Below are 15,866 nucleotides of genomic sequence, written 5' to 3' on the forward strand. Positions count from 1 at the left end.
CCGGTACGTCCGCTCTGATAAAACCAGGCACCTCATTTTTAATGAAACAGGCAGCTTTGCCGCTTAATCAAAAGTCATTACCTTTGAATTGCAGTTTTTTCAGTTTTTTTTAACAAGATTTTATAATTTAGTTGTTCGTTTCAAGAAAACTACTATTTTTACAATATAACACAACCATTAAACTAAACGCTTATTGAGGTAAGTTCTACCTAACCAAGACAAAACAAAACGCATGAAAAGAGTAACTTTAAAACTAACTACTTTAGTTGTTTTACTGGGAGGAACAATCACTGTAACTAATGCCCAGAAAAAAATCAACGTTGTAACATCTGCAGTTCCGTTTTTACGTATTACACCAGATGCCCGCAGTGGTGGTATGGGTGATGCAGCTATTGCTACAGCTCCGGATGCCAACTCATCTTTTTCAAACCTGGCTAAAACTCCGTATATCAGCAGCAAATACGGTCTTGCAATTAACTATGTTCCATGGTTAAGGGACTTATCTGTAAATGATGTTTACCTGGCTTCTTTAGCAGGTTTTTATAAATTAAGCGATAACGAAGCAATCACTGCTTCATTAAGGTATTTCAGCCTAGGTAGTATCCAGTTCACTGACGGTGCCGGTAACGACCTGCAAACTTACCGTCCACGTGAATTTGCATTTGATGCGGGCTACTCTCGTAAACTTTCTGCAAAAAACAGTTTAGGTATTGCTTTACGTTATATCAACTCTAACCTGGCCAGCGGTACTGTTAACGGTTCCAGCTATAAAGCCGGTAGTTCTGTAGCAGGCGACCTGCACTTCTTCCACCATGGTGCTAAAGAAAATGGCGAAGGTTTTAACTGGGGTGCTACTTTAAGCAACCTGGGTGCTAAGATATCTTACACCAGCGATGCAACTCAAAAAGATTATATCCCTGCCAACTTAGGTATCGGCGGTGCATATACAAAAGTATTTGACGAAGACAACAAGAATCACTTTTGCTTTGGACCTGCACAAATTACTGGTTCCAACTCCTGGTGATACTTCTGCAGCAGCTATTGCTAAATACCGTTCTCAGAGCGTACCTAGCAGCTGGATCAAATCTTTAGGCGATGCTCCTGATGGTCTGTCTGAAGAAATCCAGGAAATCAACTTTGCTTTGGGTATGGAATACTGGTACAACAACCAGTTTGCTTTCAGGGCTGGTTATTTCTACGAAAATCCTTCTAAAGGAAACAGGAAATTCTTCTCAGTAGGTGCTGGTTTAAAATACAATGTATTCGGACTGAACTTCGCTTACTTATTCCCATCAGGCAGTGGTGTTAACCGTAACCCACTTTCAAATACTTACCGTTTTGGTTTAGTGTTTGACTTTGATGCAGCAAAATAATAAGCATTGAAATATACTTTAAAAGCGTCCTCAACTTGTTGAGGACGCTTTTAGTTTTGTACATATCCTAAATTGCAGGATATTTGAATGATAAACAACGATCAATGGCTTACAGGATAGGTTCAGGAGTGGATTTTCATCAATTGGTAACCGGGAGGGATCTCTGGATAGGAGGGGTTAAAATTCCTCATACAAAAGGCGCATTGGGGCACAGCGATGCCGATGTGCTGCTGCATGCTGTTTGCGATGCCATGCTGGGCGCTTTATGCCTGGGTGATATCGGTACACATTTTCCCGATTCGGATGCTGCGTATAAAAATATTGACAGTAAGATACTGCTGCAGAAAAGCTTTGCGCTCATAAAAGAAAAAGGGTACCACATTGTAAATGTAGACAGTACCTTGTGCCTGCAGGAACCTAAAATAAAACCTTATGTAGCGCAGATGCAGCAGGTGATAGCTACGATACTGCAGGTAACACCTGAAGACGTTTCTGTAAAAGCCACTACTACCGAAAAAATGGGCTTTGTAGGAAGAGAAGAAGGTTTGGTGGCTTATGCCACTGTATTGCTTGCGAAACAACCCGGATGATTTTTTATGTTTGTTTAGTTAAAAAAACACAGTTTACCATTTTCGTTATACCTACAACACTACCTTTGCGCTCATGCAAACGATCAACATCAACATTGTCAACACTTCTGATAATCCTTTACCAACTTATGCCACCGAAGGATCGGCTGGTATGGACCTGCGGGCCAGTTTAGAGCAACCCGTTACGTTACAACCGCTGGAACGCAACCTGGTGCCCACAGGACTGTATATTGAATTACCTGCAGGCTACGAGGCCCAGATAAGGCCCAGGAGTGGCCTTGCAGTTAAACAGGGCATTACCTGCTTAAATACACCCGGCACCATCGACAGTGATTACAGGGGCGAAGATAAAAGTGATACTGATCAACCTGAGCAATACGGAACAAACCATTAATGCCGGGGACAGAATTGCCCAGATGGTAATTGCAAAAACAGAAAAGGCCGAATTATTTCTGGTACAGCAATTGAATGAAACGGTAAGAGGAGCCGGAGGGTTTGGACACACAGGTGTAAAATAAATTCATCCTGTAAAATAAAAGTATAAAGCACTAATGAAAAACATAAGCATTATAACGATAGGCATTATCACCACGCTGTTCACATTGAGTTGCCGCACTACCAAGCACATTAATAAAGCTATTGCAACAAGGGATACCACTGTTGTAAGTACAGCGCCCAGTGTTTCTTCAATAGATTCTGTAAGACAGATAAAAGAAACGATGGCGGGCCTTAAGAGTCACTATATCGATTATAAGACCTTTAATGCAAAAATAAAAGTAGAGTATGAAGATAGTAAGGGTAAACAACCCGATATAACGGCAGTGGTTAGGGTAGTAAAGGACAGCGCCATCTGGATGTCGTTAACCGCCACTATTTTTAACCTGGAAGTGTTTCGCCTGCTGATAACAAAAGATAGTGTGATACTGATGAATATAAGAGATAAAGAAGTGCAGTACCGCTCGCTGGATTATTTGCAGGAAGTAACAGAGATACCTTTCGATTATCAAACGATACAGGATATGCTGATCGGTAATCCCATCTTCCTCGACAGCAGCGTGGTTTCATACAAAAAACTGGATTCCAAAATACTGGTATCAACATTAGGGCAGTATTTTAAAAACCTGCTGACGCTTTCGTCCGACAATAATGTATTGCTGCATAGTAAACTGGATGATGTGGATGTGAACCGTAACCGTACTGCAGATATTACTTACGATGATTTTGAAAATAAGAACGGTATGATATTCTCCACTTACAGGGAGATAACGGTATCAGAAAAAAACAAACTGGATATAAGGCTCAATTATAAGCAATACGAGTTTAACAAAGATTTATCAATAACATTCAAGGTTCCAAAAAATTATAAACGCAAGTAAGCGTTACTTTTAAATTATACACAGGTGTGGGTTATTAAGCCGGCATAAGTTACCTGTTTCAATTTATTTTTGATAAACCCCGCATTCAGCTATTATGGTAAAAGCATTTTTCACATTTCTACTTGTAACGCTTGGCGGCGTTGTAATGGCACAGCCACCGCAAACCCGTGAAGACCTTGAAAAGCAAAAGCAGGAACTGAAAAAAGAACTGGAGCAAACTGAAAGAATGCTGAGTGATAACAAGGCAAAATCAAAAGAGAACCTGGTACAGTGGAAACTGATCAATGATAAAGTGAATATACAGGACCGTATCATTGATAATATCAACCGTGACATCAACCTGCTGGATAATAATTTGGTGACGACGCAGCGTGATATCAACCGCTACGACAAATTACTCGATACATTAAAGCAGGAATATGCAAAGAGCATGGTATATGCTTATAAGAACAGGAGTAATTATGATTACCTGAATTTTATTTTTTCCGCTTCCAGTTTTAATGATGCTATAAAAAGGATCACGTACTTAAAAAGCTACCGCAATTACAGGGAAATGCAGGGGCAGAATATTCTGCGTACACAGGAACTGAGGAAAAAACGAATAGAAGAACTGAGCAGCACCAAAGAAAAAAAGAGTACGGTGCTGGAATCGAAAGATAAAGAGATGGCGGTGCTGGAAAAGGAGCAGAAAGAAAAAGACAGGATATTGAGCGAATTAAAAAAACAGGGCAAGCAACTGAACGATAAGATGGCGGCCACCAGGAAGCAGCTTAAAAAAGTGGATAATGCCATTGCTGCCGCTATTAAAAGAGCGATCGATGCTGCTAACCTTGCTTCTAAAAAAGCAAGAGAAGAAGAAGAGAGAAGGCTGGCTGCCGAAAGGGCCAATGCAGCCAAGAATAACCCGACCGCCCCTGTTGCTTCCACACCTAAAGCGAACAATGCCCCTAAAAAAACAGAGCCTAAAAAAGCGCCTGAAAGTGTTTTGCTGAACCCGGAGAATATTGCAGTGAATGCTAATTTTATCAATAACAGGGGTTCGCTTCCATGGCCGGTGGATAAAGGTTATACCCTGATGCATTTTGGCTCAAATACATTGCCCAGCGGTACTGTACTGGTAAGTAACGGGATAAGTGTTGCTACAGATATCGGCACGCCTGTAAAAGCCATATTTGATGGTACGGTATCGAATATTGTATACGTGGATGAGATGCAGGTGGTGATCGTACAGCATGGTAAATACTTCAGCACCTATAGCAATTTGTCGAATGTATCGGTACAGCGCGGACAGGCCATACAACGTGGCCAGGTAGTTGGAAAAGCTGCTGCTAACCTGGATGGTGTTGGATCTGTTGATTTTTATATCAATGATGAAAAGGGTTTTCAGGACCCGGAAAGATGGCTGCGCCGCCGTTAGATCACTTTTTTATACAAAGCCTCGTAAACTGGCACTATATTATCAATATCAAATTTTTTAGCCTGCGCCAGTGCATTTGCTTTGAACTGTAAAAGCGTTGCATCATCTTTAAGAATGGCCAGTGCGTTAGCAGCCATATCATCCACATCGCCTACATTGCTCATATAACCGCAATAGCCATTGATATTTATTTCGGGCAAACCTCCTGCATTGGTGGAAATGACAGGTACTTCTGCAGCCATTGCTTCCAGCGCCGCCAAACCAAAGCTTTCGTATTCGCTGGTGAGTAAAAACAGGTCGGCAATGGGCAATATATCTTCCATCTGTTCCTGCTTACCCAGGAATTTAATTTTATCGCTGAGTACACAATCCCTGCAAATGCTTTCTACATAAGGCCTTTCAGGTCCATCGCCCAGTAATAATAATTTGGCGGGCATTTTTTCAATCACTTTCATGAACACTTTCACTACATCTTCCACCCGTTTTACTTTTCTGAAATTACTGGCATGTACTAAAATCCTTTCTCCATTGGGTGCCACTATTTTCCTGAATGCATCCACCGGTTTTTTATTGAACCTTTTTACATCCACAAAATTGTGTATCACTTCAATATCGCTTTCTATCACGAAATTTTTATAGGTCTCTTCTTTTAAATTCTGCGATACAGCAGTTAGGATATCACTTTCGTTCATGGAAAAAGTAACTACGGGGCTGTAGGTTTTATCCCTGCCCACGAGAGTGATATCAGTACCGTGCAGCGTGGTGATGACAGGTATCTTTTTACCCTGCTTCAGTAATATCTGCTTGGCCATGTATGCAGCAGCAGCATGCGGTATGGCATAATGCACATGCAGCAACTCCACATTATTATTGATGATAACATCCACCATGGTACTGGCGAGTGCTGTTTCGTATGGTGGATAATCAAAAAGAGGATAGGTGGGTACCCTTACCTCGTGGTAAAAAATATTGGCATGAAAACCACTCAGCCTTACGGGTTGCTGGTAGGTGATGAAATGAATATTATGCCCCTTATCCGCCAGTGCTTTACCAAGCTCTGTAGCCAACACACCGCTTCCGCCAAATGTAGGGTAGCAAACAATTCCAATATTCATACAAAGAGAGTTTAACAGTGAACCCGTTTTAAACGGCAGGCTGCAAGTTAGGGTTTTATCTTTCATCCTGCACTCCACTCATGTATTGTGTGTTTTCGAAATCGGGTATATTAACCTTCCGGCATTGCTGATAAATTATTAAGTTTGTTAAATAACCAATAGTATGAGAAAAATAAAATTTGCAGCTGTTGCAGCCTTCGTATTCATCAGTAATATGGCGTTTTCGCAGGATGAAGATTCTGTGATGATCAAAAAGATATCGGACGAAGTATTGTTCAATGGTACAGCTTATAGCAACCTGCGTGTGCTTTGTAAAACAGTGGGACAGCGGCTGAGCGGCAGCGCCGGTATGTACAAGGGAGAAGCATGGGGTGTAAAAACGTTGAAAGAAGCTGGCGCAGAAAATGTCAGGCTTCAGGAATGCATGGTACCGCATTGGGTAAGAGGGAAAAAAGAGGAAGCCGGTTTCCGTACAGCAAAGAAAAACGGCGACCCGGTTTTCAATGTGCTTTCGATCGGTAATGCTACAGGCACAGGCGACAAAGGTGTGCTGGCTAAAATTATCGAGGTAAAGAATTTTGATGAACTGAACCAACGCAAGGATGAAGTAAAAGGTAAGATCGTGTTCTTTAATTATCCTTTTAATAAAACATTGCTCAGGGGCGCTTATGGAGATGCGGTACGCTACAGGAGTGGTGGCGCATCGGCAGCAGCAAGGTATGGTGCGCTCGCAGTGATCGTTCGTTCGGTTACAGCGGCTACTGATAATAATCCGCATACTGGTGCATTGCGTTACAATGATTCTTTTCCAAAAATTCCTGCGGCCGCTATCAGTACGATTGATGCAGCAAGGCTGAGCAATTATATAAAAACCGGTTATAAGAATGCGGATTTTTATTTACGTACCAATTGCGTAATGTTAGCAGATACTGTAGGGCATAATGTGATAGGAGAGATAAAAGGATCAGAATTCCCGGATGAAGTGATCACAATTGGCGGACACCTGGATAGCTGGGATCCTGCAGAAGGCGCTAATGATGATGGTGCAGGCATGGTACAAAGTATTGAAGTGCTGCGTGTGTTAAAAGCAATTGGTTATAAACCTAAACGCACGATACGCATTGTGTTATTTGCCAATGAAGAAAATGGCGGCAGGGGCGGTGCGAAATATGCTGATGATGCAAAACTGCAAAAGGAAAAACATATCATGGCGATGGAAAGCGACGGTGGTTCGGAATATCCCCGCGGTTTTGGCTGTGGTATGACGAAAGAACAATTTGCAAAAGTGGCGCCCTGGGCAAAATATTTTACACCTTATGATGCAGATAAATTCTCTTTTAGCGAAGGCGGCGGAGAAGGTGCCGATATAGGGCCGTTGCAGACAAATTTTAAAACAGCACAGTTTGGTTTAAGTACCACCGGTCAACGGTATTTTAATTTTCATCATTCGGCCATTGATGTATTTGAAAATGTGAATGAGCAGGAATTGCATTTGGGTGCTGCTGTAATGGCTGCCATGGTATATTTGGTTGATAAATACGGATTATAATTATCTTGCAAAAAAAATAATAATGGAAGACATAAAACCAGCAGTTACACCAGTACAAAAAACAAGTTGGGGCAAACGCTTTTTGCGCAAGTTCTTTTTATTTGCGGCGATCGCTTTCATATTATACATTGGCATCAGTTACCTGCTGGCCGCTGTACTGGTGTACAGTTCAGGCGACAGGATAGGATACATTTATAAATTCTTGCACAAGGGCTATATTTTTAAAACCAATGAAGGCATTTTAAAAACAGGATTTGTAAATATTGGCAATACCACCACGCCCAATGAAGAATGGAATTTTTCTGTTGCGGATGATAGTGTTGCCAGCCAGATCACTCATTTAGATCAGCGGGTGGCAGTAAAGTTGTATTACAAGGAATATTACACCAAACTTTTTTTCCGGGGCGATACCAAGTATTTTGTGTACAAGATGGAAAAGATGCCCAACCAGTAATTGGATCAACCCTGCAATAAAAATATGACCGGCTTTTTATGAAAGTCGGTTTTTTGTTGCCTCCAGTCGGCGATTGTTTTTGTTTTTACAGATTCATTTGCGGAAGTAAGTTCTGCTGCAATGCAAAAACGGGTGGAAGGTTTGCAGGTTTTTAAAACAGTTTCTATCAACTGGTTATTGCGGTAAGGTGTTTCAATAAAAATTTTAGTGCTGTTGTTTTTTGCTGATGCTGCTTCCAGCTCTTTTATACATTTGGTCCTTTCTGCATTATCAATCGGCAGGTAACCTACAAATTCAAATTGCTGCCCGTTCATACCGCTTGCCATGAGTGCGAGCAAGATGGAACTGGGGCCCACTAAGGGTTTTACTACCGCATTCATTTGTTGCGCAACGCCGATCAACACCTGGCCCGGATCGGCAACACCAGGGCAGCCTGCTTCGCTGATGATGGCGATATTTTTTCCTACTGTTATTTTTTGTTTAAAAGAATGCACCAGTTCATCTTCGGCTTTGTGAATAGTGAACCATTCATAATCGTCGATCACAATTTCTTTGCAGATGCTTTTTAAAAAACGCCGGGCTGTTCTTTCATTTTCGGCAAATATCACTGCACAATCTTTTACTGCATCAATTATATAAAGCGGAATGGTTTGGGTGGCTGTTTCATCCAGCACACAGGGAACTAAATATACGGTGCTTACCGGCATGCTTTGTTGTTTAAATTTTTAAGTGTATTCTATGCTATGCTACAGGCCCAACGAGTGCAGTGCCTTCGTCTTTATTGCCATACAAACTTATGGTGGCTGCAATTACTGCGTAGCTGGGCGCCAGTACCCAACCTACAATGGGTAAAAGGTGCATTACAGAAAATACCAGCCCGTTACCGATGGCTAACCCTTTGTGTTTACCGATAAAGGCAATGCTTTGGCTGGTGGACAATTTATGTCTTTCGCAGCTGTAATCCAGCATAGAAAAACCAAGATAATAACATTCCACCATCAGTGCAATCAAAGGCGTGATCCATCCTATTACCGGCACAAATGCCAGTATGAAAATAGATATAGCATACACCGTTTGCCAGAGCATATTGCGCAATGCGATCTTAATGCCCCTGATGATATCTTTCAACAGTTGAGAAAAACTGAAAGGAAAGTCCTTGCCTTCCATGATGGCTTCTGTTTTTTCGCTTAAATAAGCAAATAAGGGCGAGCCGATAATAAGGAACAGGTATTTGAACAGTGAAAAATAAAAGAGCATTAAAACAAGGTTCAGTACTATCTGTGCAAATATCACCAGCCAGCTCAGCCAGCTGCTTTCCATTTTCTGGATCCATTCTTTTATACCGGTCTTTAACAGCATGAAATCAATAGCATAACTGCTCGATTTCCAGAAAAAGTACATCCCCACACAAAAGAGTATGGTATATATGAAGCCGGGGATCAGGATCCATTTCCATAACCGGTGCTTGATAATGAAGCGGTGGGTTTGAAAATAGGCCTGTATAGCAATAATGATTTCTTTGAGCATGAAACGGGGGTAATGGCTATAGTTTAATTATTTTAGCTTTAAAGTTAAAGATATAATGAAGAAGTTAACCGGTGAATTTTACGACAGGGAAGATGTATTGCAGATTGCCCGTGACTTATTAGGTAAAATATTAATTACAAAGTTCGACGGTGTTACCACTTCGGGGCGAATTGTAGAAACCGAAGCCTATATTGCGATCACCGACAGGGCATCACATTCTTACAATGGTAAACGTACGGCGAGGAACGAATATATGTATGATGTGGCAGGCATTAGTTACGTGTATATCTGCTATGGCATGCATCATTTATTCAATGTAACCACCAATAAAAAGAATATCCCCGATGCAGTGCTGGTAAGGGCCGTAGAGCCATTGAGCGGTATTGAGACCATGCTGAAACGGACGGGCAAGGCAAAGCTGGATAATACCTTGACCAAAGGACCGGGCAATGTAGGCAAGGCCCTGGGCATTTCTAAAGAGCATTCGGGGCTTAATTTGCTGGGCAGTAAAATATTCATCTGCGATGACGATACTGTGTATGCACCTGAAGCAATAGGCGCCAGCAAACGCATTGGCGTGGAAGGCGCCGGCGAAGCAGCCCATTATCCTTACCGCTTTTTTGTAAAAGGCAACAAATTTGTAAGCGGTTATCCCAATAAATAATCTTGGAGGCATAAAAAAACTCCCGTTTAAACAAACGGGAGTTAAACTATAACTAAACCAGTACGACTATCGTACTAACACTTCACCCCTTTTAATTACGTTGCCATTTGCATCGCTCAGCACTACATAATACACGCCGGCGGCGTCTTTCCTCATATCGATCTTAAGCAACTGGTAAGCCTGTGTAACCGCGAATTCGTTGGTGTATACTCTTTCGCCTTTGGCGCTGTACACGGTCACGATCTGTTTGGTGACACCACCTCCCGGGTTGTAATAAGCAACAGTGAACAATCCGTCGTTTGGACTTGGATAAATAAAGAGCTTATTACTTGCAGAATCACTAATGGTGATATTAGCAGGAACCGAGATACAGGAACCAATGGTAGCAACCACTGTATACAGACCCAGTTCATTTACACTTACTGTTACTGAATTACCGGTAACGTTTATTGGCGCACCATTCCTGGTCCATACCGTAGTAAAGCCTGTAGGAGGATTTACAGAAGCAGTGATAGTGGTTGTCATACCCGGTAACAATTTGGTATAAGGAGCAGCGGTTAACGTTACAGTAGGCTGTGCGCTTACTGTTAAAATGCCTGCTGCTGTATTTACTGCCCCGCATGGAGCCGTACCGCTCACTACAGTGCGGTATTGATAATTATTCATACCTGCTGTAACACCTGTTAAAGTAAGCGTGGTGGTAGTAGCACCGCTGTAAATACCACCATTGGTGATATTATTCCAGCTGGTACCGCCGTTGGTGCTTTCCTGCCATTGATAGGTAGGGGTAGTACCCGCAGCAACCACGCTGAAGCTGGTGGTGCCTGTAGCGCAGATCACTGCATTTGCAGGTGCTGTGGTAATACTTACAGGTGTATAAACGGTCAGTACTGCTGCCGTGCTGGTTACCGATGGTGTACAGGTACCGCTTACTATACAACGGTAGCGGTAAGTATTCATAGTAACTGTTGCTGCAGTAATGCTGAGTGTATTGGTGGTAACGCCTGAGTAAACGCCGCCATTGGCAAGGTTGCTGTAATTGGCGCCGCCATCGGTGCTTACCTGCCATTGATAAGTAAGCGCTGTTCCGTTAGCACCTACAGTATAAGCAGTGTTTTGACCGGCACAGATTGTAGTACCTGCAACCGGCTGTGTGGTAATAGCCGGAGCTGTATTTACAGTTAACAATGCGGCAGCAGAGTTTACTACGCCGCAGGAAGTGGCGCCGGTTACTATACAACGGTACTGGTAACTGCTCATACCGGCTGTTACACCTGTTAGTGTAAGCGTAGCCGTTGTAGCGCCGCTGTAGATGCCGCCATTGGTAATATTATTCCAGGTACCGCCACCATTGGTACTTTCCTGCCATTGATAGGTAGGGGTAGTGCCTGTAACGGTAACACCGAATGTGGTGGTAGCGCCGGCACATACTACTGAAGCAGCAGGCTGTGCTGTAATGGCTACAGGTGTATTAACTGTAAGGGTAGCACAGCTGGTGGTAGCTGCCGGTGCGCAGGTTCCGGAAATAACACAATGATAGGCGTAGCCGTTCATGGTGGTGGGTGCGCCTGTAATGGTAAGTGTATTGGTAGTAGCACCTGCATAAACACCACCGTTCGCAATATCTGTCCACGGGCCTCCGCAACCTGTAGTGCTTACCTGCCACTGGTAGCTGAGCGATGTGCCCGTTACCGTGGTGCTGAAAGAAGTATTCTGCGCAGAACAGATGGTACTGCTTGCAGGCTGTGCAGTGATATTAGGTGCTGTATTAACTGTAAGTATCGCTGCTGCAGAATTTATTGCAGGACAGCTGCCTGTTACCACGCAACGGTACTGGTTATTATTCATACCGGCTGTAACACCCGTTAAAGTAAGTGTAACGGTAGTGGCACCGCTATACACACCACCATTGGTAATATTGTTCCAGGTACCGCCACCATTGGTGCTTTCCTGCCATTGGTAACTGATCACTGTACCCGAAGTGGCCACCGTAAAGCTGGTAGTGGCGCCTGCACAAACTACCGAACTGGCCGGTTGGGATGTGATGGACAAGGCCGTTCCCACAGTAAGCGTGGCAGCATTGGAAGTGGCCGGTGAAGGACAGTTGCCTGAAATGATACAACGGTATTGATAAGTATTCATACCAACAACAGTTGGGTTGATGGTAAGCGTAGCTGTTAATACGCCGGAATAAGGCGCCACGTTGGTGAGGTTATTCCAGGTACCACCGCCATTGGTACTTTCCTGCCATTGGTAAGTCAGTCCACCACCCGTAGCGGTAACGCTGAAGCTGGCCGAATTACCGGCACAGATGGAGGTATTACCCGGTTGTGCAGTAACGGCCGGAGCTGTATTGACAGTGAGTATTGCAGCTGCTGAATTGAGCGGGCTGCAGGCGCTGCCGATAACACAACGGTATTGATTATTGTTCATACCTGCAGTTACACCAGTTAGTGTAAGCGTAACCGTTGTAGCGCCACTGTACACACCGCCGTTGGTAATATTGTTCCAGGAACCACCACCGTTGGTGCTTTCCTGCCATTGATAGGTTAAAGAAGCGCCTGTGGCCGCTACACTGAAGGTAGTAGTGGCGCCTGCGCAGATCGTTTTATTGGTAGGTTGCGTATTTACCACGGTAGCCGCATTCACTGTTAAGATACCTGCATTAGAAGTAGCTGATGTAGGCGCACAGGAGCCGGTGGCAACACAACGGTACTGGTAACTATTCATACCAGCGGTAACACCGGTAAGTGTTAAGGTTAAAGTAGTGGCGCCGCCATAGATACCACCATTGGTGATGTTACCCCACGATCCGCCGCCATTGGTGCTTTCCTGCCATTGATAACCTGTACCGGTACCGGTGATAGTGAAGCTGGCATTGTTACCGGCACAAACAGTTGCGTTGGAAGGCTGTGAACCGATGGTAGCGGTTGTACAACCCGAAGGTATCGTCGAACTCCATATACCACGGCCATGCGTAGCCGCAGCAATGGTACGGTCAGATGCCCTGTACTTGATCATATCCGTTCTTACATTGGGGAAAGTGGCATTGGCGGTCCATACAGTAGAAGCGCCGTTCAGCAGGTCGGTTTCCCACACACCTGTTTCCGTTGCAATAAATGCCTTGGTATCATCATCCGGGTGAAATAGAGCCCAGCGCACCGGCATATCGGGCAGGTTACCATCCACTGCAGTCCATGAAGTGCCGCCATTGCTGGTAACCCATACATTCTGAACACCGTAATTGGTAAAGGTGGCCATGATATGCTGATCGTCAGATCCGGTAACCACACAGTTAACATAACCCCCTGGCATACCCGAACCAGTGTTGATGCTGGTACCTACCGGGGTAGCGCCATCTGCACCATCCACTTTTATGATACCTCCAGTACCTATACCAAAATACACCCTGTTGGCTGTATACGGCGATACGTGTACGGCAGAGATATTACCACCCAATGCCGTAAGCGGCACTACCGTAGTGGTACCACCCGTTTGCGGATCTTCCCATCGTAAATAGTTATTGCTGGTGTAGCAGGCATAAAATTTATTACCCACATTATCATAATCAAAAGGATTCACAAAGCGGCCGTTGGTACCGCTGGTACCCAGGTTCACCGGAGTGGTCCAGCTTGCACCGTTGTTGGTAGTGCGCCGGTAAACATTGTATACATAAGAGCCGAACTGGTATTGCGGTTCGTTCTGATCAATGGCAACAAAACAACCATCACCTCCATATACCTCAATAGAACTGTCGAGGCCCGGATGGTTCAAACGGTGTACGCCATTATCCTGTGCACCACCAATAAAATAATTGAGATTGGTAGGATGTATAGCCAGTGCATAAAATTGTTTCAGTCTTAGACCTTTGTTCCTGTCGCGTATGGTGGTTCCTCCATCAGATGAGAAGAAGGCGCCACCATCATTGGTGAACAAGAGCTTTGTACCACCATCCCACCATTGTACATTATGCTGATCGGCATGTACATACTGGCTGGAACCGGCGCCTGTTACCCATGCAGATATCTTGGGCCAGGTGCTGCCTCCGTCGGATGTTTTATAGCAATCCAGGCCTCCCACAATACACTCGTTGGTATTGGCTGGATTGATAGCTGCAGAAAGAGAATACCATCCCTGGCCGCTGGCCCAGCCGCTTGCAGGCTGGCCTGTGGTGGACGCCCAGTTAGCACCACCATCGGTTGTTTTCCAGATAGTAGGTACCTGGTAACTGGCGTTAGCGGGTAAGGCATACAGTGTGTTGCCACTAATGGCCATTTCTGTTCTTTGACTGAAAGTAGTGAAAGGTGTGGTGGCAGATGTCCATCCTGCGGAAGTAACGGTAGAAGGAATATCTGTATAACGATAACCGGAACCACTGAATATACCTGTGGTTACGTGCAGGCGGCCTGCAGCAGTGGTGGAACTTATTTCAAGATCGCATATATCGCTGGTGAGCCCGGAAGGCGTGATATTGGTCCAGGAAGTTCCTCCGTCGGTGGATCTAAGCAGACCGCTGCCACGTGTACCCAGGTACACATTACCCTGGAAATCGCAGAGTATCCTTGTTCCGTTAAGATAGGTGGAAGTGCTGGATAAGAAGTTCCAGGTATTACCGCCGTCAATACTTTTAAACACGCCCACACCTCTTACAGCGTCGGCATTAAAGTAAGATTCGCCGGTACAGAAGTACATGATATTCTGAAAGCCGGGACGTGGATCCTGGCAGATAGCGGCTACAGCAAGATTTGCAAGAAAATCGTTGACAAGGGTCCAGTTGGCGGGTGTTGCAGTAATGTCGGTGGTCTTCCAGAGTCCACCATCCACACCACCAACCCAAACTGTTTTTTGAGTGGCATCTGTCAGGTCAACCATGGCAGCACGTATCCTGCCACCGGTCTGGTCGTTGTTCTGACGGCCGTTACCCTGCGGGCCGGCAAAATCACCATTCGGGCCTCTTTCAATCCACGAAAGGGCATTGATGAGATTGGATGAAGATGATTTGGATTGTTCGGTTTGTTCAATAGCTATCCTGAGTTTCTCCCAGGGAACCCTACCGGTTGAAAGATCTTTTGTACGCTCAATCTCAAACTGCGCAGCTTTATCAGGGCCATCATATTCATCTTCCTCTTCTTCGCCCATGGCCTCACCATTACTATGGCAGCTGCTTAAAATTAAAACGCAGGTTGAAATAGCCATTAAAAAAGCTAAACAACTTTTGTACACATGTTTCATAAAATTAAAATTTGAAGTATATAATCCACGTCCGGAGGAGGTGTATTGATTTCTTTAACAACAGTATGTAAGGAAACTGTATACGGTGGATATAAGTTGGCAACAAAACCAAGTGCAGGAATTGTTTTGTGGGCGATCAATGTAAAATCGTGAAAATCAGCTTTTACAGTGTGTTTGCCGTCTTTGTTGGAGCTGTTATCATCTGTGGAAGACCTTACGGTTTTAGCAAGATTGGTGAGTAACTGTTCTTCTTTTTTATCGTTGAGGCAATATAAAATGGTGCTGCCATTAACCGTCTTTTTCTTTGCCACATCATACATCTGGCCATGCAGGGAAAATTCCTTGTCCTCTTCTTCCCAGTCAATATATTGTTCGTTGGCAGTAGCGTCGATCTTTTCCAACTGGTCATCACGCAAACCAGCCAGTAATTGCTGTTCTGCTGCTTCTTTTAATTCAAATTGCTGAATGAGGTAGATATACCGGTAACCTATCTGTGAAAAAAACAGGAGTGATACAATAAGTATTGTTAGAGATTTTCTCAATCAGTAAGGTTGTGGAATAAAATTAGC

The 15,866-nt window shown here is 44.1% G+C and carries 13 protein-coding genes and 1 pseudogene; 9 read left to right on the forward strand and 5 right to left on the reverse strand.

Going from position 1 to position 15,866, the window contains the following annotated elements; translation table 11 throughout:
* The first annotated feature begins 232 nt into the window (after positions 1 to 232).
* The 6 genes and pseudogenes from porV (at position 233) to QM738_RS10605 (ending at position 4,756) form a co-directional block, all read left to right on the forward strand.
* Positions 233 to 1,024, forward strand: a complete 792-nt coding sequence (gene porV / locus QM738_RS10580) for a type IX secretion system outer membrane channel protein PorV (protein WP_462276664.1) — start codon at positions 233 to 235, stop codon at positions 1,022 to 1,024.
* Positions 987 to 1,373 (forward strand): PorV/PorQ family protein, encoded by a 387-nt coding sequence (locus QM738_RS10585; RefSeq protein ID WP_462276665.1) that lies wholly within the window; start codon positions 987 to 989, stop codon positions 1,371 to 1,373. Before porV ends, QM738_RS10585 begins: the two co-directional genes overlap by 38 nt.
* 104 nt (positions 1,374 to 1,477) lie before the next feature.
* On the forward strand, positions 1,478 to 1,963 hold the full coding sequence (gene ispF / locus QM738_RS10590; protein WP_462276666.1) for a 2-C-methyl-D-erythritol 2,4-cyclodiphosphate synthase: 486 nt from the start codon (positions 1,478 to 1,480) through the stop codon (positions 1,961 to 1,963).
* A gap of 151 nt (positions 1,964 to 2,114) precedes the next feature.
* Positions 2,115 to 2,481: pseudogene (gene dut, locus QM738_RS10595) on the forward strand (dUTP diphosphatase).
* A 33-nt stretch (positions 2,482 to 2,514) separates the two neighbouring features.
* Complete coding sequence (locus QM738_RS10600) at positions 2,515 to 3,339, forward strand: DUF4292 domain-containing protein (protein WP_462276667.1); 825 nt, start codon at positions 2,515 to 2,517, stop codon at positions 3,337 to 3,339.
* Between the two features lie 94 nt (positions 3,340 to 3,433).
* Positions 3,434 to 4,756, forward strand: a complete 1,323-nt coding sequence (locus QM738_RS10605) for a murein hydrolase activator EnvC family protein (protein WP_462276668.1) — start codon at positions 3,434 to 3,436, stop codon at positions 4,754 to 4,756.
* Here the strand turns inward: QM738_RS10605 and bshA are convergent.
* Positions 4,753 to 5,871 (reverse strand): N-acetyl-alpha-D-glucosaminyl L-malate synthase BshA, encoded by a 1,119-nt coding sequence (bshA, locus tag QM738_RS10610; protein ID WP_462276669.1) that lies wholly within the window; start codon positions 5,869 to 5,871, stop codon positions 4,753 to 4,755. The genes QM738_RS10605 and bshA overlap by 4 nt on opposite strands.
* Before the next feature lie 163 nt (positions 5,872 to 6,034).
* Between bshA and QM738_RS10615 the strand changes: the two genes are divergently transcribed.
* Together QM738_RS10615 and QM738_RS10620 are read left to right on the forward strand one after the other, a co-directional pair.
* The gene (locus tag QM738_RS10615; protein WP_462276670.1) at positions 6,035 to 7,420 is read left to right on the forward strand and encodes a M20/M25/M40 family metallo-hydrolase; all 1,386 of its coding nucleotides are present in this window, start codon (positions 6,035 to 6,037) and stop codon (positions 7,418 to 7,420) included.
* A 22-nt stretch (positions 7,421 to 7,442) separates the two neighbouring features.
* Positions 7,443 to 7,874, forward strand: a complete 432-nt coding sequence (locus QM738_RS10620) for a hypothetical protein (RefSeq protein WP_462276671.1) — start codon at positions 7,443 to 7,445, stop codon at positions 7,872 to 7,874.
* A gap of 5 nt (positions 7,875 to 7,879) precedes the next feature.
* Here QM738_RS10620 and QM738_RS10625 read toward each other — a convergent pair whose 3' ends face one another.
* A complete protein-coding gene (locus QM738_RS10625) occupies positions 7,880 to 8,581 on the reverse strand; it encodes an SAM-dependent methyltransferase (RefSeq protein WP_462276672.1) in 702 nt (233 codons plus the stop codon).
* A 34-nt stretch (positions 8,582 to 8,615) separates the two neighbouring features.
* A complete protein-coding gene (locus tag QM738_RS10630) occupies positions 8,616 to 9,401 on the reverse strand; it encodes an EI24 domain-containing protein (RefSeq protein ID WP_462276673.1) in 786 nt (261 codons plus the stop codon).
* 55 nt (positions 9,402 to 9,456) lie between these two features.
* Here QM738_RS10630 and QM738_RS10635 point away from each other — a divergent pair, with 55 nt between their 5' ends.
* On the forward strand, positions 9,457 to 10,065 hold the full coding sequence (locus QM738_RS10635; protein ID WP_462276674.1) for a DNA-3-methyladenine glycosylase: 609 nt from the start codon (positions 9,457 to 9,459) through the stop codon (positions 10,063 to 10,065).
* A 66-nt stretch (positions 10,066 to 10,131) separates the two neighbouring features.
* Here the strand turns inward: QM738_RS10635 and QM738_RS10640 are convergent, their stop codons facing one another.
* Both QM738_RS10640 and QM738_RS10645 read right to left on the reverse strand, forming a co-directional pair.
* Positions 10,132 to 15,297, reverse strand: a complete 5,166-nt coding sequence (locus QM738_RS10640; protein WP_462276675.1) for a T9SS type A sorting domain-containing protein — start codon at positions 15,295 to 15,297, stop codon at positions 10,132 to 10,134.
* A complete protein-coding gene (locus QM738_RS10645) occupies positions 15,294 to 15,839 on the reverse strand; it encodes a hypothetical protein (RefSeq protein WP_462276676.1) in 546 nt (181 codons plus the stop codon). Before QM738_RS10645 ends, QM738_RS10640 begins: the two co-directional genes overlap by 4 nt.
* Positions 15,840 to 15,866 lie beyond the last annotated feature (27 nt).

Source organism: Ferruginibacter sp., from assembly GCF_049840995.1.
In the GTDB taxonomy this organism is placed as follows: Bacteria; Bacteroidota; Bacteroidia; order Chitinophagales; family Chitinophagaceae; genus Ferruginibacter.